The sequence below is a fragment of the Marinospirillum alkalitolerans genome, from assembly GCF_045055655.1.
Classification (GTDB): Bacteria; Pseudomonadota; Gammaproteobacteria; order Pseudomonadales; family Halomonadaceae; genus Marinospirillum; species Marinospirillum alkalitolerans.
Genome location: NZ_JBANFI010000004.1, coordinates 300,439 through 324,112 on the forward strand (window position 1 = coordinate 300,439; position 23,674 = coordinate 324,112).

The window sequence follows — 23,674 nt, forward strand, 5'->3', positions numbered from 1 at the left end:
TGCTGGTCTCCTCTGGTTATGGCTACTTCGGTCGCGCCACGTTTTTTTGTTGAGCACCGCCCCCTTGTTCTTGTGCTGCTGGTTGGGGGCATGCTACTGCTCCCCTTGCTGGTCTGGCTTTTTTTACGCCATCGTACCCAGCAACATCGGCTGTTTCGCTTAAAGCTTTTAGAAAGTCTCAGTGAAGGGGTGTATGGTGTTGACGCCCAAGGCCGTTGCACTTTTATCAATCAATCAGCCTTGCAGATGCTCGGCTTTGAAGAGCATGAGGTCATTGGCCAGGATCAGCACTTGCTCTTTCACCATCATTATCCAAACGGTGCGGCCTACCCACATGCCGCTTGTCCGATTTTTACGACCCTGCGCGATGGCCAGCGCCGTCATGTCGAAGAGGTCTTCTGGTGTAAAAACGGTGATTTCATCTATGTTGATGTTCAGGTTGTCCCGCTGTTTGATCAGGAGCAGATCAGCGGCAGTCTGGTGACCTTTCAGGATACGACTTCACGTAAGATTCAGGAAGAAAAGCAGGCCCAGCAGGCGGCCATCACCGCGCAGTATCGTGCCGCGATGGATGCCATTGCACTGACTCTCGCCGCTGAAAACTCGGCGATGGCGATTCTCAACACCACTTGCCGCAGTATCGGTCAAGCCATGCAGGCTGATCGCTCGCTGGTCTACCAGATCGATCTGGAACAAGGGCTGATTATTGGTCTGGATGAGTGGTTGAATACACAAGTCATCGATATTACCAGTAGCATAGGCACCTTTCCGGTCGCCATGTTTGCTACGGGGGTGCAGTGGATGCAAGAGCAGCAAGCGCCCTTTTTGAGCCAACGCCAAGCCCTGCATCCAGCACTGGTGGCAGATGGATCGGATCAGCTGGTGCACCAAGATATGGGGATCGACACCCTCTACTGGTTCCCGTTTCGCTTTACCGACCAAGGCTATCACCTGATTATTCTGAACTGGCTGACTCCCTTTGATGTTCAGCAGCAGCATCAAGACTTTTTGACTGAGGTGTCGCAGCTGGTGGCGGTGGCGCTCAATAAAATCCAGCTACTTGAAGAACAGCAGCAGACCCAAAAACAATACCAGCTGCTTTTTGAAACCATGCAGGATGGCTTTGCGCTCTATGAGGCCTTGTATGATGACCAACAAGGCCATCTTGCGCAGCATCTGCGCCTGATTGCCGCCAACCCTGCCTTTGAGGCCATCTGCCAGAAGCCCGCCTGCTTCTTGCAAGGAGCGCTACTGGCCGAGCTATGGCCTCGTCTTCCTGAACCAGAAGCCAGCCTGTATCAACAAGTGCTCGACAGCGGCCAACCCTTGTCTCTTGAGCTTTGGCGTGAGGATTTAAACAAATATCTTGCCGTAACCGCCTTTCGGCCTGCACGTGGTCAGCTGGCTTGCTTTGTGCAAGACATCAGCACGCGTAAGCAAACCGAATTAGAGCTGGTAGAAGCCAAAAAAGCCGCTGAGGCCGCCAACATTGCTAAAAGCCGCTTTTTAGCGACGATGAGCCATGAAATCCGTACCCCGATGAACGGTATTCTCGGTATGGCTGAGCTGCTCAAAACCAGCCAGCCGAATACAGCCGAATTTGATGACTATATTCATACGCTCTTTCAATCGGCCCAAGCTCTACTGAATCTACTGAATGATATTCTTGATTTATCCAAGATCGAGGCCGGCTCTTTGCAACTGCATACAGGCGAAGTCTTCCCGGCCAGCTTAATGCAAGCTGTTGCAGGACTCTTCTCAAGCAGTGCTGAGCTCAAGGGCATCGAACTTGAATCGCGCTGGCTTGGTGATCCGCATCAAGGCTTTCAGGGGGATGCCCACCGTCTGCGCCAGATTCTGACTAATCTGACCAGTAACGCGGTCAAGTTTACGGCGCAAGGTCGCGTGACACTAGAAGGCTGGCCGCTGACGGCACCTGAATCAGGCTTGATGCTGCGTATTCGTGATACCGGCATCGGCATTGCCGCCGAGGATCAACATCTGCTCTTTCAGCCCTTTAGCCAAGTCGATAACTCCACCACACGCGAATTTGGTGGCACCGGGCTGGGTTTATCCATTGTCAAGCAGCTGGTGGATGCGATGGGCGGTGAAGTCGGTTTTGACAGTGTACCAGGCCAAGGCAGCTGCTTTTGGCTGACCCTGCCCTTGCCAGCCTTGGCTGAAGCACAACCTCAACAGACACCTCAGCCAAGTCTAGGGCAACGCCTCAGTGGACGGGTGCTGGTCGTCGAGGACAATCCTGTCAACCAGCTGGTGATTTGCCGCCTTCTGGCCAAGCTGGGATTGCATTACAAGGCAGTACAGCATGGTCAAGCCGCGCTGGATATATTGGAGCAGGATCTCACCTTTGATCTGGTGCTGATGGACATTCATATGCCAGTTCTGGATGGGTATCAAACCACCCTGGCACTGCGTCAACGCGAACAGCAAGAACAGCGCGCACCCTTACCGATTATTGCGCTCACGGCGGATGCTTTTGCAGAGGATCGCCAGCGCTGCCTGGATGCCGGTATGAACGATCATCTGAGCAAGCCCATCCAGCTGAACCAGCTCACCCACAGCCTGCGTCAGTGGCTTCCTAGCCAGCCTGAACCTGAGCCTATCTCGCGTCAGCCCGTCAGCATCAACTGGGCTCAACTGCACCAGCAATGGCAGCGCTTGGCACCTTTACTATTGGAAGGTGATTTTGAGGCTGTCTCGGCCTTTCATCAGCTCCAGCAGTTAGCGCAGGATACCTCGCTCGCCACCCCGCTCAAGCAGATTCAACAGATGATCGCTGACTTCGCCTTTGAAGAAGCGCATCAAAGCTTAGCACGCCTGTTAAGCCAGCGACCATCCTGAGCGGCACGGCCCACAAGCAGCTATCTGGCATCTCACTCAGTGAAAAGACCAGGGCTGGGCCTGCCAGCCGAGCACCCAATCCGTGACCTGATCCACCGGCATGGGCCGCGCAATGCCATAACCCTGCGCATAAAGGCAACCCAGTGCAAACAAGGCTTTGGCATGGGCAAAGGTTTCAACACCTTCTGCGATCACTTCTCGCTCAAAGGCCTGCGCCAGCCCCATAATGCCTTGCAGTATCGCAAGATCATCCTGATCATTGAGCATATCACGCACAAACCCTTGATCGATTTTGATCCAATGGGTGGGCAGCTGCTTCAAATAAGCCAGTGAGGAGTAGCCAGTGCCAAAGTCATCCAAAGCAAAGCGCACATTCAGGCGCTGACATTGACGAATCACCCGCGAAGCCTGCTGAATATCGCCCAGAATCGAGGATTCAAGAATCTCCAGCTCGATATCCTGCCCCGTTAATCCAGGGAATTGATGCAGGTACTCCTCCAGCTGATCGGCAAAGCCTGGCTGCTGCAAATGCTGGGCGCAGATATTGACGCTCACCGTCCAATCATGGCCTTGCGCTTTCCAGCTTGCAGCCTGTGCCAGTGCGGTGCGCAACACCCAATGGCTGACCTCAACCTCTAATGGATGCTGATCCAAGGCAGGCAAGAATAGCGCTGGAGCGAGCAACCCCCGCTCAGGATGTTGCCAACGAATCAAGGCTTCAAAACCCATGACCTGCCCTGTGTGCAAATTCACCTTGGGCTGATAGAAGAGGCGAAACTCATCCTGCTCCAGCGCTTGCTTAAGACGGGTGAGGGTTTCGTACTGGCCTCGCAAGCGATGATCCAGCTCAATATCAAACAGCTGACAACGATTCTTGCCCAACTGCTTGGCCTGATACATGGCTTGATCTGCCTGACGCATCAGTTGATCGGCATCCACCGCTTCAACCTGAGGAAAACAACTGAGGCCAATACTGGCGCTAAGCACAAAACGCTGACCACGCACCAAAAAGGGCTGATTGAGCTGCTTCAGTAGCCCATACACGCCCTCCAGACTGATCTCCAAGCTGCTTGGCACACGCAGAATAAAGGCAAACTCATCGCCTCCAAGACGCGCCAACTGAGCCTGATCGGCTGAATGCTCACTGAGCAGCAGGACCAGACGCTGGCTCACCGCTTGTAAAATCAGATCGCCGGTATCATGCCCAAAGGCATCGTTGATCTCTTTAAAATCATCAAGATCCAGATAACCCACCAGCAGCTGCTGATGACAAGCCTGTACTTCTAGCATCGCTTGCACCAGTTTTTCATGCAGTAAAACCCGATTTGGCAAGCGTGTCAGACGATCATAGTGGGCCAAAAACTCCAGTTCCTGCTGATGGCGCTTCAACTGGGTAATATCGGTGGTCAACCCCACATACTGCTGCACCTGGTCCAACTGATTTTTGACTGCGCTGATCCGTGTGGATTGCAGATAAATCTGCCCCTTCGCATCACGGTTCCAGATTTCGCCGCTCCAAAAACCCTGTTTCGCCAAGCTCTGCCATAAATCAGCATAGAAGGCCTGATCATGCCGCCCTGAACTCAGCATCCGTGGATTTTGGCCTTCGAGTTGCTCAGACGTATATCCAGTCATGCGCTCAAAGGCCTGGTTCACCATTAAAATACTGCCATCCGGCTCAGTAATGACAATGCCTTCATGGGCACTGGAGAAGACGCTGGCCGCCAAACGCAAACGCTGCTCTGTCTGCTGGCGCTCGCGCAAATCACGCAACAGGGTGACTGAACCGCTGCGCACGCCTTTTTTATAGAGAGTGCGCCGTGTGACTTCCACATGCATAGGTTCACCCTCGGCAAGACACAAATAGGCCTCACCGGCAAAATGGGCATTCAACTGAGGCACCACCGAGTGCTGATCCACCGGTAGCCGGTTGAGCTGGGCCTCTGGCACTGGCTGCCAACGCAAAACCTGCTGCTCTAGGCAACCGAGCAGACTGGCCTCTGGCCGATCGAGCAAATCCACTGCACTGGGGTTGATCAGCGTAAAGCGGCCTTCTGCATCCAGTGCATACAGGGCTTCGGCCATACTTTCAGTCACGGCTTTTTGATCATTCTTTTCATTTAAGATGGCTTCACGCGAGGCCAGTAGCCGATACAAAAGGATCAGCATCAGCACCCAAAGCCCTGTCGCGGCCCAGCCATACACCCAAAAATCCTGACGCAGCGCATCCGCAAAGGGATCGGGACGATAGGCCCCGATATAGGCCACCGCTTGGCGCTGATGATCCCAGATCGGCAGTAAAACCACGGTCCAGCTTTCACGATCAAGCCGCTGGGTGATCACTAAAGGCTGGGGTGTCTGCGTGATGTTTTGGATGCGAGAGTGCTGGGCCAACTGCTGGCGCAATCTTTGTACCGCCAAAGAAGGTGGCAAGGGCGCACCCGGCCAGTCGATGTTTGGATTTTCAACCAACAGATCAGCATGGAGCTGGGCTGTATAGAGACTAAAAAAATCATCACTCACTCTCGAGCTGAGATGCTGACGATCAAGATAGAGCTGATACTCCTGCGAAGGGTCCAGTTCGTGCATCCACTCCTGCAAGGCCCGAAAAGGAATCGACAGCTCCACACTACCCAGATCCGTAATGATGGATGAAGCCGCCGCCTGATCTGGCCAAGCTAAAGGAAAAAGATAGCGAAATCCGGTCAAGGAGCTGCCAACTTCAAAGGTCGCCACGGGTGCCCGCTCGGCCAGCATTCTGGCAATCGATGGCCGCTGTGCAGCTAAATTGTCACCCCAACTCTGGGGCTGTAAAAAACGCAGATAACTATTACCCTGCGGGTCATGAAAGTGCAACTGACGCAGATGTTGCTCACTCAGGCTTTGATAACTGGGCCATAACAGGCGATATAAGCGTCCACGCGCGATCGCCTGCTCCTCGGGCGAGGCGGCAAAATACCCCGCCTCCAGCAAGCTCAGCACCTCAGGCTGGTGCAGCACTTCGTTCACATACACCTCAGACGCAAGGCGATAACTGCTGATCGCGGCCTGATAAGCTGTCTCGACCAGATGCACCTGTTGCTCCTGATGCATGGTCTGCTTAATCTGCCAGTTATAGTAAAGGGAAGTGACGAGAAAAAACTGGCCCAGTAGGAAAATGGCCAGCACAGTCAATAAGGGGTTGCGACGCAAAAGCATTAGCGGTTGCACTCCTCTGGAATGGCAATATCCTGCAACAAGGCACGGACCGGCGCATAATCGGCATCTTCTATCGCCTGTGTGCCATAACGCAACGCAGGCCCCCAGCTGCTCATCAAATCGGCATCGCGCTCTGGATCCAATTCGAGCAAAACACGCTGCAACTGAGCGCGATCACTCGATGTCATGGTCTGCTGGTTGGCCACCAAGGCAAAACTGGGCAAAGGCGGAGTTTCGGCCAGCACAGCCAATCCAAGATGAGCAAACCGCTTGGCGATCTGTGTTTTAAGCCCCCCCATCGCAAACTCACCGCGCACCACAGCCAGCGCCACCTGATCATGGCGACCTAGATAGCAATAACAAGCCTGATGTAAATCGACCTCTCGATCTCTTAATAAGGAGGCCGTCGCCAAAAAACCACAGGTCGAGAGCGGCTGAGTTAAGGCGTAGCATTCGGCCTGCTCATCCACCGGCAAGGGGTCTCCGGCAAAATGCACCAGCGCACAGGTATACAATGCAGCCCCCTGGGCTTCTCGAAACACCACCAGAGGTTCAATCTCAGCCAAGCGTGCTTGTAGGCGGACATAGGGCAAGGGGCCAAGATAGCTCAGATCAATGTCACCCTGAGCAAAGAGTTGGATCAATTCTTCATAGCTTTCGCTATACACCAGTTCAAAGCGCAAGCCTGTTTCAGCTTCAAGATAAGCCAGCATCGGCAGCACTTCGCGCGCGATCTGCTCTGGCTCTTGCATCGGCAGCGGGGCAAAACGATAGGTGTTGGCTTGTGCAGTGACACAGCTCATCATCCATAGCAACACCAGAGCCAGCATGGCTCTCCATCTCGTGTTGGTCCCACACCACTTCATATCATCACCTGTTGAGCTGATCAGCAGTTGCTTGACTGCTGCTGGGAGGCTGTAAGCTGCTGCGTCTGCACAGAAGCTGCTTTTTGGCGGCTCTTATGCGCATACATCTGCTGGTCAGCATAGCGCAGCAGTGCCTCGGCATCTTGACCATGATCAGGATAAAGTGCATAACCTATACTGGTTTGTATATTAAATTTCTGCCCTTGAAGATCAAAAGCTTGCGTAAAACAAGACCGAATAGCTGCCAAGACTCCCTCTACTTCCAGCGTGGCCCAATCTGGTAACAGCAGCACAAACTCATCGCCACCAAAGCGGGCCAAGGTGAAATCCAGTGGTAGACTCTGCTGTAACTCTTGTTGCAGACGCTGAGCAACGGCTTGCAACAATTGATCTCCAACCTCATGCCCATAGGTATCATTCACCGGCTTAAAGCCATTTAAGTCCAGAAATATCAGCCCAAGTCTTTGTTGTGCTACCCGCGCCTGCGCCAGCAATAAGTGCAGCCGCTCCATCAGCAAATGACGATTGGCAAGCCCTGTCAGCTGGTCATAATGGGCCAAATAGCGTATTTGTTCTTCAGAAGCTCGGCGCTCGGTGATATCCGTGACAAAATTCAAGGTGGCTGGCTGACCAAACCAATCCACCCGCACACCGCTGATCTCCACCACCAAGGGTTCTTGATCTCTTGGCAATACGCGGATCTCATAACGCTGCGGGGCACGACCACCCTGTAAGCGCTGCTGATAATGTTCTGCAATCAGCGCACGATCCTCTTCATGCACTAGTACCAAAAAGCTCGGCAAGGTGTAGAGCTCGGCAGCTGTATAGCCACAGAGTTCGGCAAGGCGTGGGTTCACATACACCAGCCGCCCTTGCTGCACAACAGCAATCCCTTCATGCGCAGTTTCAATTAAAGAACGATAAAAGTGTTCGCTCTCGCGCAAGCGGGCCGCTATCTCTTCTTTCTGTTGTAAGGTGGCCTCCAAGCGACGCTTGAGCTGTACCAGAAAACGCCGCGAACGATACTGAAAGACTGCGAGCAGGCTCAGTAAGGTAATCACCAGCCCAAGCCCCAGCACGACTTGCGTTAAATACAACCAATCATGTTTTTGCTCCACCTCAATCCGCACATAGCGATTAATAATGTGATCGATTTCACCCGGTGTCAGTGTCGCAATCGCCTGATTCAGCTGGTCGCGCCAGATGGTGTGCTCTGGTAAAAGTCCAATACGAAAGTGATTGGTATATTCAGGCGCATAGCCTGCAATCTTCAAATTAAACCAGCCTTCGTTGCGGATGGTATAGGCCGCCACTAATAAAGAGCGCAGGGTAAATTCAGCACGGCCTTGATCAACCCATTCAAAGGCCTCACGTTCGGTTTCAACAGGGAACAAAAACAGCTCAGGATAATCGCGATCCAGATGTTCCAACATCGCTGTGCCTATAGGCAGCACGCCACGCGCAGAGCCCAAGGCAGCAAAACCCGCTACAGATGGATGATCACGACGGGTGATAATGACATTGGGATCTCTAAGATAGGGCTCAGTAAAAATCAACCATTGGCTGCGCTCGGGTGTTTGATTCAGCAGCCCTAAGCCATCACACTCACCACGACGCGCTGCGGCCAGACTCTCTTCCCAGGTTGCTGTCGGATGAATCACATATTCGATCTGCGCACGCTCAAAAATCAGCGCCAATAAATCTGCGCCGACTCCAGTAAATTCACCAGTCGGACTCAGGCGTTCAAAAGGTTCCCAATCTGGATCGATACAAAGACGCATCGGCTGGGCAGCGACCTGGAAGGCAACACAACTTGAGATAACAAAGAAGAACAGCGCACTTAGATAGGTTTTATGCATGCTCACTCGCAAGGCTTTTTGCTGACTTCAGCACTCTCGATCAACCACCCATCTTATTTGACCAACAGTGCCTCAAAAATATTATTCTTCGAATCTTTCCATCATAGCCTATAAGGCCTCGAGTTGGGCAAGATAAGCTTCAGCCGTTGCTAAAACAGCGGCACGTTGCTCTGGTTGTTGGCGTTGCCAGTTGGCATACACCAGCTTCATGCGCGCATTGTTGGCAAGCTGTGCCTGATGACGATCAATAAAATGCCAATATAGGCTATTCAAGGGGCAGCTTTGAGGGCCGGTTTTTTGTTTGACTTGATAAAAACACTGGCCGCATAGATCACCCATCTTGTTGATGTACTGGCCCGATGCCGCATAGGGCTTACTGGCGAGTAGGCCACCATCCGCATACTGACTCATCCCCCGTGTATTGGGCAGCTCGACCCACTCCAGCGCATCGATATACACTCCCAAGTACCAGCGATCCACCTGATCAGGGGCAATCCCAGCCAGCAAGGCAAAATTGCCCGTAACCATCAAGCGCTGAATATGATGTGCATAGGCATAGTCGAGCGACTGTTCAATAGCCTGACGCAAACAGGCCATCTTGGTCCGCCCTGTCCAGAAAAAAGCAGGTAAATCACGCTCTGCTTGTAAGGCATTGGTTTGTGCATAGCTCGGCATCTGCTCCCAGTAGAGTGCACGCACATATTCACGCCACCCCAGAATCTGGCGGATAAAGCCCTCAACCTGCGCCAAACTGATGACATCCTGATGTGCCTGCCAGTGGGCTTCAGCGGCACGAATCACCTCCAATGGATGGAGCATTTTGGTGTTTAAACAAAAGGACAGACGGCTATGGAATAAGCTCCAGCCGCGCGTAGAAAGGGCATCTTGATAACGCCCAAAAAAAGGCAGGCAACGGGTTAAAAAATCCGCCAACAGCTGACGAGCCTGACGCCGCGTCACGGGCCAAATAAAAGCCTTGGCATCAATCCGCCCTAGATAAGGCAGCTGATGACGCTGAATTCGCGCCACAATCGGCTCAACGGACAGCGTAAAGCACAAGGGCTCAGGGAGAGAGACCGTTTGAGGCAAGGCGCAGCGGTTCTCGGCATCATAATTCCACTTGCCACCCAATGGCTGGCCTTGTGGATCCAGCAGCACCTGATACTGCTGTCGCAGGCGACGATAAAAAAACTCCATCCGATGATGGGGATACTGCTGCCAAGCCGAACGCGAAGTCAGAAAGTGCTCGCTGTCGACCCGCTCAACAGGATAGCCAAGACGCGTCTCCAAAGCCTTGAGCTGCTGATCTAAGCGATATTCATCAGGTAGCTGATAGGCCCAACTCCTGGCTTGATGTTCAAGCAGCTTGGCCTCAAGCAAAGCACCCAAATCAGCATAGGCCTGGGTGGCATCCAGCGTCAGATAATCAACACGATGCCCCGCTGCTTGCAAGGCCTTTGCAAAGGCCTCCATCGCGGCAAAAAATCCGACTAGTTTTTGAATATGATGCACCACATAGGTGGCTTCTTGGTGCAATTCAGCGATCAAATACACCACCTGATCATCGGGTTCACGCCACCAAGAGTGGGCAGCATTCAACTGATCGCCCAAAACCAATCTGAGCTGCTTAATCATGCCTGTTCTCCTTGTTCATCACCGCTTGATGAGCATCCATCGCTATAGCGCGCCTTTTTTGGCAAGCATGACTGCAATAGCGCACAGCCTCCCAATTCAGCCGCCATTTACGCCGCCATTGAAAGGGCCGCTGACAAACAGGGCAGATTTTTTCAGGCAAAAAAGGTTTTTTGTGCATAGAGGCTTTCCTTGTGCGTATCGCAGCAGCTCAAAAAAACTGCAAGGACTCTAGCAAAAACCGCTACCCAAGACTAGACAAAAACTATACAAAGAGTAAGCTTCTATTTTATTTGAGGGTGAACTTATGTTGACTTCGGCTTATCTCGCCTATGGCCTCGCTGCTTGGCTGGCTCTGTTGACGCTGCAAGCGGTGATTGCAGCTGTTGTAAAAAATAGTCAGCCTGGTGCACTGCCGGGCAAAATCAATCCAGATCTTGGTCATGCTTCTTTTGTGTTTCGTGCCCATCGTACTTGGATGAACAGCCTTGAAAACGCCCCCCTATTATTAGGTGGCCTGCTTTTAGCATGGATGGTGGGAGCCAATCCTCACTGGAGTGCCGCACTGCTTTGGCTGTGCGTTCTAGGGCGCACAGGCCATATGCTGCTTTACTATTTACATAGCACAGAGAAAAACCCCAGTCCGCGTAGCCTATTTTTTATGATCAGTTGGCTGGCACAGGTTGGGTTACTGCTGTTAGGTCTCCTGACACTGCTTAACACGCACACTGAATACCTCTGACCGACGGATAGATAACGTCTACCCCAGAAAGAAGCTCGATCTGGGGGCCACAACCTGATGGCTACTTTGCATGTCCTCTTGGCTTACACGCCCCTTTTGCAATCAACAGCACAAGAAAAAAACCTGTCATTTTTTATGGCTAGAGTCGTTTCACATATAGTCACTTTGCATATCGCCACTTTGCATATAGTCACTTCGCAGACAAACTTTGATGCAGCGCACAAAAAGCCCAACCAAGATTTGACATCTTGACCAGCGATGCATAAGTTGAGACTAAAGTAGTTCTTTCTAGACACATCAGGCGCAAGGCAAGGGGGAGACGTTATGGAAATGCTATCCATCGGTTCGTCAGAACCACAGACTTGGTTTTGCCATCTTGAACTCAGCGCGCTGCATTTGACTTCAGTGCTGCTGGATGCCGAAGGGCGCATTTTAGAATATCAAACCTCCTTGCCTGCTCTAGCTGAAAAAATGCCGACCTATTTGGGTCGGCATTTTTTTACGGAGGTCGCCCCCAGCACCAATCATGCTGAGTTTCGTGGCCGCTTTGAGGAAGGTGTCCGCCTGCAACGCTTGAACGTTATTTTTGAGTCTATCTTTAAGGATCAAGGCTATCCGGCGAAAACCGTGGTGCACATGCGCAAAGGGCCTGAATCAGACACCTACCAGCTTTTATTCAGCTATCTGTGAGGCTGAACTCACTAAGCGGCCAGATTGATAATCAGCCACGGCCTGGCGTATTTCCTGCTCAGTGTTCATCACAAAAGGGCCGTAATGCGCAATCGGTTCCTGCAAGGGCGCACCCGCTAACAACAATAATCCACAAGGCTGATCCGTACTGAGGCTGATACGGCCGTGATCGCTGTGCAGCTGTGCCAACTGCCCGCTGGCCACACCTTCAGCCAACGCACCTTGGTAAACATAAACCCAAAGCGCATGCTGATCCGCTAGCTCTAGCTCCAATTGACCGGCTGCTGTAAAACGCAGATCAGCCAAGGCCGCCCCCTCGCCTAACTGGGTCAAACCTCCCTGCAACTCCCCCTGATCTGTTTGCCACTGGCCTGCAATCGCAATCAATTCACCCTGATCCCAACTCAAGCGCCCCATCTGTTCAGCGCGCAGATCACGGTACTGCGGCCGATCCATTTTGCGCGACGCGGGTAGGTTGATCCATAACTGAAAAGCGTGGAGCCCCTGTTGATCCAACAAAGGCATTTCTGAATGGATGACACCACTGGCAGCGCTCATCCATTGCGCATCGCCAGCCTGCACTTCGCCCCGATGCCCGAGTGAATCCTCATGCGTCAGGCCACCATGCAAGATATAAGTGAGTGTCTCAAATCCACGATGCGGATGGGGTGGAAAGCCACCGATATAGTCTTCTTCTGCATCTGCCTTGAGCTCATCCAGCATTAAGAAAGGATCGAAACCACCGGAGAAATCATGAATTCGCCACATTTTAACGCCTGCGCCATCTTGAGCCGGACGCGCTGTCCACACTTGCTTGATACGAGTCATCTTCACCTCATCATTCTTTTTGGTTGATTCTTGTGACTCAGACCGCCTGACTCCGTCCATCGTTCACTGAACCCAGAAGGGTCGACACGACTTGTTGTTTGTTTTGTTGTTGTGTTTAGATTCGAGAAGTATTGAGCCTGAGCGGCACATGGCTCACAGTGCATCCAGGCGTATCGAAACCAGTGACAGATCGTCTTCCAATATCAGCTCAGATCCAAGGTGCTCAGCCAAGGCGGCTTCCAGTGCTTGCTGCATCCCTTGTGTATAGGGCCAAGCGGCAAGAAAGTCTTTAAAGCCGGTGGCTGCAAAGGCCAGATGCTGCTGATTATGCGCTTCTAAAACGCCATCGGTCATCATCAACAAAGCACAGTCCGGCGAACAAGGCTGCTGATGAAGCTCCTGACTAAAATCACGTTCAGCAACAATACCCAGTGCCAGAAAATCCGAAACCAGAGCGCGCATTTCACATCCCTTTTTCAACACCAGCGAGGGTAATCCTCCGTTCCACCAGATAAACCGCGTAAGATCAGCGCTGATTTCGACAAGAGCAGCCGCTAAAAAGCGATCATCAGGTAAAAGGGCACAGAGCTTGGCATTCATCTCACTGAGCAGCTGAACCAGGCCCACACCTTGGTCACTGAGGGTATAAAACACCTCAGCAGCGGGTAGGGCACCCAGCGCAGCGGCTAATCCATGCCCTGTAAAGTCACCCAAAAAAATACGGACTCGGCCATCGGCCAAGCGACGAGAGAGCACCAGATCACCACTAAAGCGATCCGCTGCACGCTGTACCACTTCAACACCAGGCAGTTCCCCTCCCTGCACAGCCAACAGATGCTGAAATACCTTTTGCGCAAGGCGTTGATTATCCTGCTCTTCTTGAAGATGGTTGACCAAAAAACGATGCTGTACCGCCAGCTGCTGATGTAGCTCTTGTAAGCGCTGCAAAGCAAAGATCCGAATCTTAAGTAGATCGGTATTGATGGGCTTGGTCAGAAAATCATCACCACCGGCTTCAATACAAATGCGCATTTCGGCCAGCCCCTCACGCACAGTAAGAAAGATGATGGTGGCAAACTCACCTTCTGGCAGGGCTTTAATCCGCCGCGTGGCTTCTAGACCATCCATCTCAGGCATGATGATATCCATCAGCACCAATGAAGGACGATGCTCAGCAAAGGCGGCCACGGCCTCAACACCATTGTGTGCCGTGATGACCTGATAACCCTCCTGCTGGAAGAATGAGGCCAACAGATGACGCTGAGGCGGCTGATCCTCAGCGATCAGAACTTTTTTAAATCCGTATTGATCGATCATGCCCTCTTGATAGACCACACTGAGCCTCCTGCCTAGATCCTTGACCAGTCAGAAGCATAGCCTAATCTTGATGCGCATACACCTTGAACTGCTTACGTAGATCATCAAGAATGCGTGTGGTGTCTTGCACCTGCTGGCTGGCCACCAAGGCTTGCTCTGCTTGTGCTGCATTCGCCTCCGCCAAACCGGCGATATTTTCTACCGATTGCGCCACTTCACGCGCGGCGAGGGCCTGTTCTTGTAGTACCTGCTGGATGGCCTCTGTGGCCTGGACAACATTTTTGGTGCTCTGCTCTATTGCCGCCACCGAATCACCCGCTGCTCGGGCCTGATCAACCCCCACCTCAACCTGCTCGACACTACGCTGCATTTCTGTTGCGGCCGCATCGGTTTGTTGCTGTATCTGGGTCACCATATCTGCAATTTCGACTGTCGAGACGGCGGTGCGTTCGGCTAGATTACGCACTTCATCTGCCACCACAGCAAAGCCTCGCCCGTGCTCACCAGCGCGTGCTGCCTCAATCGCGGCATTCAAGGCCAATAGATTGGTCTGATCCGCAATCTCACGAATGGTCGAAACAATCTGGCCGATCTTTTTAGACAGGTGCTCTAGTTCATGCAAGCGCTTCGCAGAGCCTTTCACTGCCTCAGCCACATGGCGTATATCCTGACTACTGGTATACACCGCTTCCGCACCTTGATGTGCAACCTGACCTGCATGCAAAGAGGTCTCATGAGCTTGCGAGGCATTATCACCAATCTGATCGACAGAAGCGCTGAGTTCTTCTAGCGCAGCCGCCATACCAGCAGAAGCCTGGGATTGATCTAGAGCACCCTGCGCAGTCGCATCACTGGCTTCGTGCATTTCTGTTGCCGCTTGGGTGAGGCATTTGGCTGATTGCGTCATTTGAAAAGCGATTTCAAAAAGGCGGTTACGCATAATCATCACGGCGTTAAACACACTGCCAATTTCATCGCGCTTACCAATCGGAACCGGCGTCACAAGATTGCCACTCCCAATTTCGATTGCGATTTTTTTGAGGCGCTCTAAACGCCTTGCATTGCTGCGTAATACCCAATAGAGCCAACTTAAGCCGACGATGCCGATACTCAGCAGAGAAAACTTAAAGTTGGCCAGCACGGAACGGACAGCTTGATCTTCGACTGAAAAATACTGCCAAGCACCGATGCCGACTAAGCAAACAAGCATAAAAAACATCGGCAAGAGCGCGGTGGTCGTCAGGCTCAAATTCACATAGGCATCATAAATGCGGGCACGCCAATGAGGGAGAATATACCCCCCAGAAAGACGTACCCGACTGCCTGCACGCATCTCTTTGTACAACTGCTCTGCCGCCTGCACTTCTTCACGCGTGGGTTGCAAGCGCACACTCATATAGCCACCACCTGGGCGTGGCGTGGCCGTTGCTTTCACCCAATAGTGATCTCCGTTTTTACGGCGATTTTTCACCATACCCTGCCACGCCCGCCCTGCTTTGAGGGTGGCCCACATGTCCCGGAAGGCTTCTTTAGGCATATCTGGATGGCGAATCATATTGTGCGGCTGACCAATCAGCTCTGCGCGGGTATAGCCAGCATACTCGACAAAATCATCATTGACATAAACGATCGTCCCTTGATGATCTGTATGCGAGATGATCGCGCAATCAGGCCGAACGGGATATTCTTGTTGTGTGACGTGTACCATCAGTCTCGCTCCCTTTCTTCTCAACTTGCTGTCCATAACATTTTAGAGTTTTTCGGCTCTGCTTCTAGCGACTCTAGAGCCAAACAGCATAAAAAGCACTACATTCTGATACATTCGCGATACACTTGAGGTTAACAACTGAAAGAACCGGATGAAATGTATCAAAGGTATCAATAACCCGCATCTTTGTCTGGCTTTACCCTCCAATGGACTTTAGTGAACACTCATAAAAGGCTAGACTCCGCCACTAGCGCTTTTCCTTTAGTTCATTCGGTTTTTTTATGCGATCCTCATTGATTTATCTGCTCTACCCACCCAGTGCTGCGCGTGCGCAACTCAAGAACTGCCTTGTGCAACAGGGCTATCAGGTCAACATCTTTGATTCACCAGAACAACTGACAGCGCAACACATCAGCCATTCGCCTTGCTGTGCACTGCTCAGCGCCTGGCTCCCCTCTACTTTGGCATTGAACTGGCAAGATTTATGGCAGGCACCGCCATCCTTTATCTTATTCAGCGACCAAGAAGATCTGAACAGTCGTTTACAGGCACTGAGATCCGGTGTCGCACTGGTTTTGCCAGCAGTACCCGATCCTGACTCACTGCTGTCCTCTCTTGCAGCACTGCTCAATACTGCGACAGCCTACCGCGTACTGGTCGTCGATGATGATGATCTACAGCTGCAGATTTTTTCTTATCTCCTTAAGCGTGCTGGGCTTGAAGTGCGTACCTTGCAGCAGCCACTCGAATTTCTGACGGCTTACCAAGAGTTCCAACCTGATGTGGTCTTGCTGGATATGCACATGCCACAAGCCACAGGATTAGAGCTGGCTAAAATCCTGAACAGTCAACTCGGTATCGCGCGCAGTAGTATTATTTTTCTTTCAGCAGAAACAGATCCAGAAACCCAGCTTGCTGCACTCGCAGCGGGTGCTGAAGACTATATTGTGAAACCACCCCAGCCAGAAGAGCTAGTGGCTCGGGTGAGGCTGCGCGCTCAAACAGCACGCCGACTCAAGCAAATGCACCAACACCTTGAGCAGCGCCGCCTCACCTATCAGCGCCTTTCTCAAGACCGTGAGCGTGAGCATGAGGCCATCAATCGCCATGCCATTGTCAGCGTTGCCGATCCACAAGGACGCATCACCTATGTCAATCAGCGCTTTTGCCACATCTCGGGATACCAAGAGCAGGAGTTACTTGGCCAGAATCACCGCATCCTCAAATCAACACGTCACTCGGCTGATTTTTATCATGCGATGTGGTCCCAGATACGCTCAGGGCAGGTCTGGCAAGGCGAAGTCTGTAATCAACGCCGTGATGGGAATGAATATTGGGTTGAATCCACAATCATCCCGTTTTTTGATGATGAAGGCCGTATCAAAGAATATGTATCGATCCGCACCGATATCACACGACTCAAGGAGATAGAGTGTCAGCTGAAAGACGCAGAACAACAGCAGCGTCAACTAGCTTGGGAGCGGGGTGAGCGGGTCAAAGAATCCCTATGCCTTGCCAATATTATGCGCCTGCTCGCCAATGAAGCCCTGACACAAGAGCAGGTTTTTCAGCAGTTGGTCAAGCTGATTCCACAAGGCTGGCAATATCCTGAACACACCTCAGCCTATCTGACTTTTGCGCAGAGTGACGACACCAGCCCTGCTTTTTGCGCTACCGCTCAGCAGATGAGCAGCAGTAGAACCTGGGTCGATCTGAATGGAAACACACAAAGCCTACAGCTTCTGATTGCGCTTGATGCAGCCGCCATCACTGCACAGCCACCTTTTTTAGCGCAGGAGTACAAACTACTCGATCAGATTCTTGATCAACTCATCCAGACCCTTGGGCGTCGCCAAGATCGTGTCGCGCTGATCGCGGCCAAAAAAGAAGCCGATCAAGCCAATAAGGCGAAATCGAATTTTCTTTCCAGCATGAGTCACGAACTGCGCACACCCATGAATGCTATTTTGGGCTTTGCACAGATGCTCGAAGCCGATGACGCACTTGATGAAGATCAGCGTGATAGCGCGCATGAAATCACCCGAGCTGGCCGCCATCTGCTGTCATTAATTAATGAAGTGCTCGATCTGGCAAAAGTTGAGGCTGGAAAAATCAGTATTTCATTGGAGCAGGTGGCCATCAGCGAAGTTGTTGACGAGGTCTTGGCGCTGCTCACTCCCTTAGCTCAGCAAAAAAAGATCCAGCTGCATGGCTTACAAGAGGGAAGTGAACCAGTTTCTTGGACAGTCCAAGCTGACCGGGTGCGTCTCAAGCAGGTACTACTGAACCTCGGCTCTAATGCTATTAAATACAACCATCCAGAAGGTGAAGTCTGGTTTGAGGCGCTCAGCCAAGATAACGAGATTCAGATACAAGTCCGCGATACAGGCTATGGGATCAGTACCGCAGATCTTGCCAAACTTGGTCAGCCTTTTCAGCGTTTAGAAGCGGAAAGCACCAGCGTCGAGGGCACCGGCATCGGGTTGACGATTTCTCGCAAACTGGTGCAGTTGATGCAAGGCACATCGGGTGTGACTAGCCAGCTTGGCGCAGGCTCAACCTTCTGGCTCCGTTTACCCAAGGCCCAGAAGCCAAGCGCAACACAACAAATGGATTCACTGAAAGACGAGCCAGCGACAAGCTCTGCCCATGCACTGAATACTCCTGTTCAGCGCAGCGTTCTTGCTCAGCCACACATTCTCTCCATTGATGACAACCCTGCAAATCTGAAGCTGGTCGAACAGCTGCTGAAAAAACGTGGCTATCAAGTCACCTCAGCCCCTGGGGCCAGTTTGGGACTGGAGCTGGCACTGGCCTGCCAACCGGATCTGGTATTAATGGATATCAATATGCCGGAGATGGATGGATTTGCTCTGTTTTCCGTTTTTCAAACCCATGCTCAACTCAAATCCATCCCCGTGATTGCCGTCAGCGCCAATGCTCAGCCGCGCGATATGCAGCGAGGTTTAGATGCTGGGTTCAGCGCTTACTTAACCAAGCCACTGCATCCGCAGCAACTCTATAGCACTATCAACGCTTACCTACCGCAGGAGTCTCCATGCCTCTAACCAGCCATTTCCAGCAAGCAGGTATTTTGATGGTCGATGACGAGCCGGTGAACCTGAAGCTTTTACAAAAGATGTTGAGCGCACAAGGTTATCAATCTCTGATCTCGATCACCGATCCACGCCAGGTGTTAGAGGCTTATCAAGCTGAACGGCCCAGTCTGATTTTACTGGACATTAATATGCCGCATTTGGATGGTTTTCAGGTGATGGAACAGCTCAAAGCTCTGGATGATCCCTTGCTGCCCCCAATCGTGATTCTGACCGCACAACAGAGCCAGGATTATCTTTTGCGTGCTCTTTCTCTCGGTGCACGCGATTTTTTGACCAAACCCTTTGATCGCACCGAGCTTTTGATGCGCGTGCGTAATCAACTTGAAGTCCATCAGGCACAATTACTACTCCATGACCAGAAGAGCTATCTAGAGCAAGAGGTCAAAAGGCGCACAGCAGAGCTTCACCAAACGCGCAAAGAAGTGATCCGACGCTTAGGTCGCGCGGCTGAGTTTCGTGATAACGAGACAGGCTTTCATATTGTGCGCATGAGTAAATACTCTGCCATTTTGGCCAAGAGCCTTGGCTGGAATGCTGAAGAGTGTGACCTGCTGCTGAATGCCAGCCCAATGCATGATATCGGCAAAATTGGTATTCCTGATCATATCTTGCAAAAACCTGGCAAGCTGACCGCCGAAGAATGGCAGATCATGCAACAACATGCTGCAATCGGGGCGACGCTACTGGCTGATGACCCCTCCCCCTTATTTCAGCTCGCGCAAGAAGTGGCGGCCACCCATCACGAAAAATACAATGGTCAGGGCTACCCTAAAGGACTCAAGGGGGAAGAGATTCCTTTATCAGGACGCATTGTGGCTGTTGCGGATGTCTTTGATGCCTTAACCTCAACCCGCCCCTATAAAAAAGCCTGGTCAAATGAGGAGGCCATCGCACTGATTCAAAGCGAGGCCGGTGCTCACTTTGACCCTGAAGTGGTCAAGCACTTTATGCACTGCTTACCAAAGATTCTCGCCGTACAAGCACAGTATCAAGAAACAGCTTCTGCCTTGTGATAAAAAACAAAACGATAGCCTTGAGCATAGTGATTGACGACATCTCCTAAGGGTGGCGTCATCAAAGAGAGCTTTTTGCGTAAGCGGCTAATAGCCAAATCCAGCGCACGGCCTTGATGCGCTTTTTCACTATCGCCCCATAGACTATCAGCCAGCTCTTCACGACTGAAAAGGCAATCTGAGGAATGGAGAAAAAGTTGCATCAAACGGCATTCAGAGGTCGTGAGCTTGACGTCTTGTCCACGAAAGTTCAGCGTCAGCGTGGCAGCATCGAGGCTCATCTCTTTATGGGGTGCCTGTAGATCAACCGGCTGATGACGACGCATCACCGCATAGACTCGTGCCAGAAGGACCGTTTTGCTCAAAGGCTTGGAAATAAAATCATCCGCACCTGAGTGCAAAGCCTGCGCTAGCTCGTTTTCATGCTGAAGGCGGGTCATAAAAATAATCGGTGGGCGCTGTACTTGTTGCGCTAAAAGCTGAACCAGATCTAGACCGCTCATACCAGGTAAAAACCAGTCTACAAGGATCAGATCAAAAGTCTGTCCCTTTTCTTGAGCCGCTATAAATAACTCAGCAGACACAAACAAACTGGCCTGATAACCTAAAGACTTGATCCAGCTGGCCACTAACCTCGCTTGATCAAGATCATCTTCAACTATCGCAGCACACAGCATATCCATGCATCCTTAGCAATCAGGCAAAAAAAACCCTTGTATTCTATCAGGTTTTTATTGCCGCTACTGATCTAACTCGACTCACAGCCAAGATTGAGCAAGAGAAGCCCATGTATACAGACCCTGAATTTCTTATGCTTCAAAAAATGATGGTCGATCGACTCCCAGAACGCCAACAGCAGATAGAGCAGGCTTGGCAAAACTGGCAGGAGCAACCTCATCAAGTCACAACACAGGATCAGCTGGTCTCTTATATCCATCAGCTTGCCGGTGCAGCGGGCAGTTATCAGCTGAGCCATTTATACCAAGCCGCAAAGGCTTGTGAGGATGCCCTTAAAAATCACACCGACAAGGAGAAGGTTCACCTTGCTTATACAAGACTCATCGCTGAATTAAAAGCACTGAGTTCAACCCCATAGCTCACTGATCTGGGTATCAGGATCAAAATGATGGGCGATCTGCGCCTGAAAAAGCTCTGCCGTGGCCAGTGCATCCGTGAGTGCATGGTGGGCGCGATAACGCGGCAAACCATAGCGCGCGCGGCTGTCTGCCAATCGAATCGAGACAGGCTGGGATCGCCACCAGCGTGACCACCAGCGTTGCGGCGGCCGATGCCAACGTGCTTCGAGCGCCATCGTATCAATCATCGGAAACAATAGGGTTTCTTGAATTCTGGCTCTCAAGGCTTCAGCTAAAAAAGGGCGTTCTATCCCGCGATGATGCACCACCACCAGATGTCCGGCACAGGCTTGCAGCACATCCTCTAGGATACGATCCAGATCGGGGGCCTGCTGCACATCGGCATCCGTAATACCGTGCAGCACCACGGATTCTTGATTCAATCCACTCAGCGGTTTAACGATCCAATGACGTGCCTGTGCACAAAAAATACGCTGGCTATGAAAAGGAATCAGCCCAATGCTGACAATACTGTGCTTATGTGGATTCAGCCCTGTGGTTTCAAAATCCATCGCCACCAAAGGCACCTGATGCAAGGGCGTCTCAGGAGCCACCACTCCAGCCTGATAAAAGGCGCGTAAGCGAGGATCACGCGCACTCTGGGCGGCTTGCTGATAAAAAGCAGGCCAATCTTGCGGTACATCTGCGGCTGCAGCCTCGGGATCACGCAGCTTTTTTGGATCAAGATAGAACATCGCGCAGCTCTCTTTTTATAGCGGATAGCGGTATTTCAGAAACTTCTGCGCATGGCTTAAGATCTGAAAGGCATCCTTTAGATTCTTACGCTCAAAATCAGAAAGGTTTTCTGGTGCGACATTATTATCTGGCTCCTGCCCTTCTTCGAGCGCCAGAGCCTGATGGCGTATCCTGACCATCGCGATTAATTCCAAGGCATCACGCAAATCAGGCCCACGGCCTGGGGGCAGAATATTGGCCTTAATCACATCCTGTAAACGATCAAAGGAATTTTGCGCATTCGAGCCCACTGTCAGCGCATGTACCCGTATCACATCGGCCACAGGCGCAGTACCACGGCGTTTGATATTAATCGAATCACGCTGCTTGCCATCTTTTTCCATGACAAAATCTTTAAAAAATCCCAAGGGTGGGGTGCGATTCAACGCATTGCGTGCCATGCAGGCCAGAAAGCGCGGATGACGTTGGGTCAGGCGCAGAATTTTGGTTTTCAATTGATCGGCCCATTCCACCTTGCCCCAAACACCATCCAGATCAAAGAAGATCGAGCTATGTAAGAGCGCTTCCGGTGAAGGGTGGGTAATCCAACGGGTAAAATAGTCTTCCCAAACATGAATCGGCTGCCGCCAAGTGGGATTGGTCGCCATAATGCCACCCGTGCAGTAGCTATAACCGCAGGCAGCCAAGCCATCACACACAAACTTGGCCAGAGCGGCAAAATAGGCATCATGCTGTTTTGGATCAAAACGCGGGTCGAGCAACAAGGCATTGTCCTGATCAGTGACGATGGATTGCTCATCCCGCGCCATCGAGCCCAGCGCCAGAAAACAATAGGGCACTGGCGGTGGGCCGAGCTCCTGCTCAGCCAACTCAAGCAGGCGTTGCTTAAAGCTGCGCCCGATCACCGCCATCGCTGAGCCGATCATCTGCGAATTCGCATCTTCATTGACCATGCGCACAAAGCTGGCCTGCACATCGGCTTTCAAGCTCGCCAGCTCTTCAACGCTCTGCTGCCGAAAGATGCTGCTCACCACAAAAAGGCTGTTTTTGGTTTCATAGCGGATTAAATCAGCCAAGGCAATCACGCCCACAACCTTGCCATGACGCATCACCGGCAGGTGGTGGCGATTATGGCGCAGCATTTCCAACATGGCTTCAAAGACAAACTGACGCGCATCAATGGTGATCAAATTTTGTGACATAATCTTCGCAACAGGCACATCATAAGACAAGCCTTCGGCAATCAGCCGATTACGCAAATCCTTATCGGTGATAATTCCCACCACCTGCTCAACCCCTTCGGCAGTAATCAGCAGCGAAGAAACCCGCTCATCGCGCATCATCTGCGCCGCTTGCTGCACACTGGCCTGTTGATCGAGCATCACTGGCTCACGACTGATCAGCCTGACCACACGCGAGGTCATCAGCTGGTTGGCATCCTCGCGGCGAGAAACCGCCTGACGCAGGCGCGTGCGATCTTCTACCTCAACCCCATCGGCAAACAGCTCGTACTGCTCAAAAAGCTGCGCAAATAAGGGCTCTGGGATCAAATACACCAGCGTATCTTCCAACGCCTGCACAGGAAAGCGCACCTTGCGATGGCGCAACAGACCAAATTCACCAAAGAAGCCGCCTTCACTCAGGCGGTTATACAAATCGCCATTACGACGAAAGACCTCTACTGCACCAGAGCGCACCACATACAAGGCGTCTATTTCTTGGTTAAAGGTCAGGATCTGCGCGCCTTCTTTAAAGTAGGCAATCTCCACCTGCGCTGCGATCTCACCCAGCACTTCTTCCGGCAAAACATTAAACGGCGCATGAGCGCGCAAAAAATCGACGATTTCTAAATGCTCTACTTCCATGCCCCACCTCAGGATGAGATGCACTGGCGGGTCGATATTGAGTGATGATGACCCAGCCCTGCACCCGCTACTTGAAAAGATCCAAAAACAAAGCGGAGCCTGATGCTCCGCCTGTCGTAACATGATGATCGACCGTGTTGATC

At 51.9% G+C, this 23,674-nt stretch carries 16 protein-coding genes and 1 pseudogene; 6 read left to right on the forward strand and 11 right to left on the reverse strand.

Translation table 11 applies throughout. The features are described from left to right. The first annotated feature begins 18 nt into the window (after nucleotides 1-18). Nucleotides 19-2,862, forward strand: coding sequence for an ATP-binding protein (locus V6U78_RS08300; RefSeq protein ID WP_405339318.1), 2,844 nt, complete (start codon nucleotides 19-21; stop codon nucleotides 2,860-2,862). Nucleotides 2,863-2,898: 36 nt separating this feature from the next. On the opposite strand, the gene V6U78_RS08305 is transcribed toward V6U78_RS08300, so the two are convergent. The 5 genes and pseudogenes from V6U78_RS08305 to V6U78_RS08325 form a co-directional block, all read right to left on the reverse strand. After that, a complete protein-coding gene (locus V6U78_RS08305) occupies nucleotides 2,899-6,060 on the reverse strand; it encodes a bifunctional diguanylate cyclase/phosphodiesterase (RefSeq protein ID WP_405339320.1) in 3,162 nt (1,053 codons plus the stop codon). Next, complete coding sequence (locus V6U78_RS08310; RefSeq protein WP_405339322.1) at nucleotides 6,060-6,890, reverse strand: PhnD/SsuA/transferrin family substrate-binding protein; 831 nt, start codon at nucleotides 6,888-6,890, stop codon at nucleotides 6,060-6,062. The genes V6U78_RS08305 and V6U78_RS08310 overlap by 1 nt, the downstream gene beginning before the upstream one ends. 56 nt (nucleotides 6,891-6,946) lie before the next feature. Continuing rightward, nucleotides 6,947-8,785, reverse strand: coding sequence for a diguanylate cyclase domain-containing protein (locus V6U78_RS08315; protein ID WP_405339324.1), 1,839 nt, complete (start codon nucleotides 8,783-8,785; stop codon nucleotides 6,947-6,949). Between the two features lie 984 nt (nucleotides 8,786-9,769). Further along, nucleotides 9,770-10,420, reverse strand: a pseudogene (locus V6U78_RS08320) (cryptochrome/photolyase family protein); the annotation flags it as partial. Beyond that, complete coding sequence (locus tag V6U78_RS08325) at nucleotides 10,413-10,598, reverse strand: DUF2256 domain-containing protein (protein ID WP_405339326.1); 186 nt, start codon at nucleotides 10,596-10,598, stop codon at nucleotides 10,413-10,415. The gene V6U78_RS08325 and the pseudogene V6U78_RS08320, both read right to left, overlap by 8 nt. A 126-nt stretch (nucleotides 10,599-10,724) precedes the next feature. Between V6U78_RS08325 and V6U78_RS08330 the strand changes: the two genes are divergently transcribed. Further along, nucleotides 10,725-11,159: an MAPEG family protein gene (locus V6U78_RS08330; RefSeq protein WP_405339328.1), complete on the forward strand. Its 435-nt coding sequence runs from the start codon at nucleotides 10,725-10,727 to the stop codon at nucleotides 11,157-11,159. Between the two features lie 324 nt (nucleotides 11,160-11,483). Beyond that, nucleotides 11,484-11,849, forward strand: coding sequence for a hypothetical protein (locus V6U78_RS08335; protein WP_405339330.1), 366 nt, complete (start codon nucleotides 11,484-11,486; stop codon nucleotides 11,847-11,849). On the opposite strand, the gene V6U78_RS08340 is transcribed toward V6U78_RS08335, so the two are convergent. From V6U78_RS08340 to V6U78_RS08350, 3 genes are all read right to left on the reverse strand, one after another. Then, nucleotides 11,832-12,677 (reverse strand): pirin family protein, encoded by an 846-nt coding sequence (locus V6U78_RS08340; RefSeq protein WP_405339332.1) that lies wholly within the window; start codon nucleotides 12,675-12,677, stop codon nucleotides 11,832-11,834. The genes V6U78_RS08335 and V6U78_RS08340 overlap by 18 nt on opposite strands. A gap of 153 nt (nucleotides 12,678-12,830) precedes the next feature. After that, nucleotides 12,831-14,012 carry a SpoIIE family protein phosphatase gene (locus tag V6U78_RS08345; RefSeq protein ID WP_405339334.1) on the reverse strand — a complete coding sequence of 394 codons (1,182 nt, stop codon included), beginning with the start codon at nucleotides 14,010-14,012 and terminating at the stop codon, nucleotides 12,831-12,833. A gap of 43 nt (nucleotides 14,013-14,055) precedes the next feature. Beyond that, on the reverse strand, nucleotides 14,056-15,702 hold the full coding sequence (locus V6U78_RS08350; protein WP_405339336.1) for a methyl-accepting chemotaxis protein: 1,647 nt from the start codon (nucleotides 15,700-15,702) through the stop codon (nucleotides 14,056-14,058). A 281-nt stretch (nucleotides 15,703-15,983) separates the two neighbouring features. On the opposite strand from V6U78_RS08350, the gene V6U78_RS08355 reads away from it, so the two are divergent. After that, entirely contained in the window at nucleotides 15,984-18,770 is a 2,787-nt protein-coding gene (locus V6U78_RS08355) for a response regulator (protein ID WP_405339338.1), read from the forward strand. Next, nucleotides 18,761-19,834, forward strand: coding sequence for an HD domain-containing phosphohydrolase (locus V6U78_RS08360; RefSeq protein WP_405339340.1), 1,074 nt, complete (start codon nucleotides 18,761-18,763; stop codon nucleotides 19,832-19,834). The genes V6U78_RS08355 and V6U78_RS08360 overlap by 10 nt, the downstream gene beginning before the upstream one ends. On the opposite strand, the gene V6U78_RS08365 is transcribed toward V6U78_RS08360, so the two are convergent. Continuing rightward, nucleotides 19,810-20,511, reverse strand: a complete 702-nt coding sequence (locus V6U78_RS08365; RefSeq protein WP_405339342.1) for a response regulator transcription factor — start codon at nucleotides 20,509-20,511, stop codon at nucleotides 19,810-19,812. The two genes, V6U78_RS08360 and V6U78_RS08365, sit on opposite strands and share 25 nt — an antisense overlap. Before the next feature lie 134 nt (nucleotides 20,512-20,645). On the opposite strand from V6U78_RS08365, the gene V6U78_RS08370 reads away from it, so the two are divergent. After that, nucleotides 20,646-20,930 carry an Hpt domain-containing protein gene (locus V6U78_RS08370; protein ID WP_405339344.1) on the forward strand — a complete coding sequence of 95 codons (285 nt, stop codon included), beginning with the start codon at nucleotides 20,646-20,648 and terminating at the stop codon, nucleotides 20,928-20,930. On the opposite strand, the gene V6U78_RS08375 is transcribed toward V6U78_RS08370, so the two are convergent. Both V6U78_RS08375 and V6U78_RS08380 read right to left on the reverse strand, forming a co-directional pair. Beyond that, nucleotides 20,919-21,665, reverse strand: a complete 747-nt coding sequence (locus V6U78_RS08375) for a 3'-5' exonuclease (RefSeq protein ID WP_405339346.1) — start codon at nucleotides 21,663-21,665, stop codon at nucleotides 20,919-20,921. The genes V6U78_RS08370 and V6U78_RS08375 overlap by 12 nt on opposite strands. Before the next feature lie 15 nt (nucleotides 21,666-21,680). Beyond that, nucleotides 21,681-23,531, reverse strand: coding sequence for a DUF294 nucleotidyltransferase-like domain-containing protein (locus V6U78_RS08380; protein ID WP_405339347.1), 1,851 nt, complete (start codon nucleotides 23,529-23,531; stop codon nucleotides 21,681-21,683). Nucleotides 23,532-23,674 lie beyond the last annotated feature (143 nt).

Coding starts and splice junctions, on each gene's coding strand:
- V6U78_RS08300 (WP_405339318.1), top strand. CDS start 19: ATGGCTACTTCGGTCGCGCCACGTTTTTTTGTTGAGCACCGCCCCCTT.
- V6U78_RS08305 (WP_405339320.1), bottom strand. CDS start 6,060: ATGCTTTTGCGTCGCAACCCCTTATTGACTGTGCTGGCCATTTTCCTA.
- V6U78_RS08310 (WP_405339322.1), bottom strand. CDS start 6,890: ATGCTGGCTCTGGTGTTGCTATGGATGATGAGCTGTGTCACTGCACAA.
- V6U78_RS08315 (WP_405339324.1), bottom strand. CDS start 8,785: ATGCATAAAACCTATCTAAGTGCGCTGTTCTTCTTTGTTATCTCAAGT.
- V6U78_RS08325 (WP_405339326.1), bottom strand. CDS start 10,598: ATGCACAAAAAACCTTTTTTGCCTGAAAAAATCTGCCCTGTTTGTCAG.
- V6U78_RS08330 (WP_405339328.1), top strand. CDS start 10,725: ATGTTGACTTCGGCTTATCTCGCCTATGGCCTCGCTGCTTGGCTGGCT.
- V6U78_RS08335 (WP_405339330.1), top strand. CDS start 11,484: ATGGAAATGCTATCCATCGGTTCGTCAGAACCACAGACTTGGTTTTGC.
- V6U78_RS08340 (WP_405339332.1), bottom strand. CDS start 12,677: ATGACTCGTATCAAGCAAGTGTGGACAGCGCGTCCGGCTCAAGATGGC.
- V6U78_RS08350 (WP_405339336.1), bottom strand. CDS start 15,702: ATGGTACACGTCACACAACAAGAATATCCCGTTCGGCCTGATTGCGCG.
- V6U78_RS08355 (WP_405339338.1), top strand. CDS start 15,984: ATGCGATCCTCATTGATTTATCTGCTCTACCCACCCAGTGCTGCGCGT.
- V6U78_RS08360 (WP_405339340.1), top strand. CDS start 18,761: ATGCCTCTAACCAGCCATTTCCAGCAAGCAGGTATTTTGATGGTCGAT.
- V6U78_RS08365 (WP_405339342.1), bottom strand. CDS start 20,511: ATGCTGTGTGCTGCGATAGTTGAAGATGATCTTGATCAAGCGAGGTTA.
- V6U78_RS08370 (WP_405339344.1), top strand. CDS start 20,646: ATGCTTCAAAAAATGATGGTCGATCGACTCCCAGAACGCCAACAGCAG.
- V6U78_RS08375 (WP_405339346.1), bottom strand. CDS start 21,665: ATGTTCTATCTTGATCCAAAAAAGCTGCGTGATCCCGAGGCTGCAGCC.
- V6U78_RS08380 (WP_405339347.1), bottom strand. CDS start 23,531: ATGGAAGTAGAGCATTTAGAAATCGTCGATTTTTTGCGCGCTCATGCG.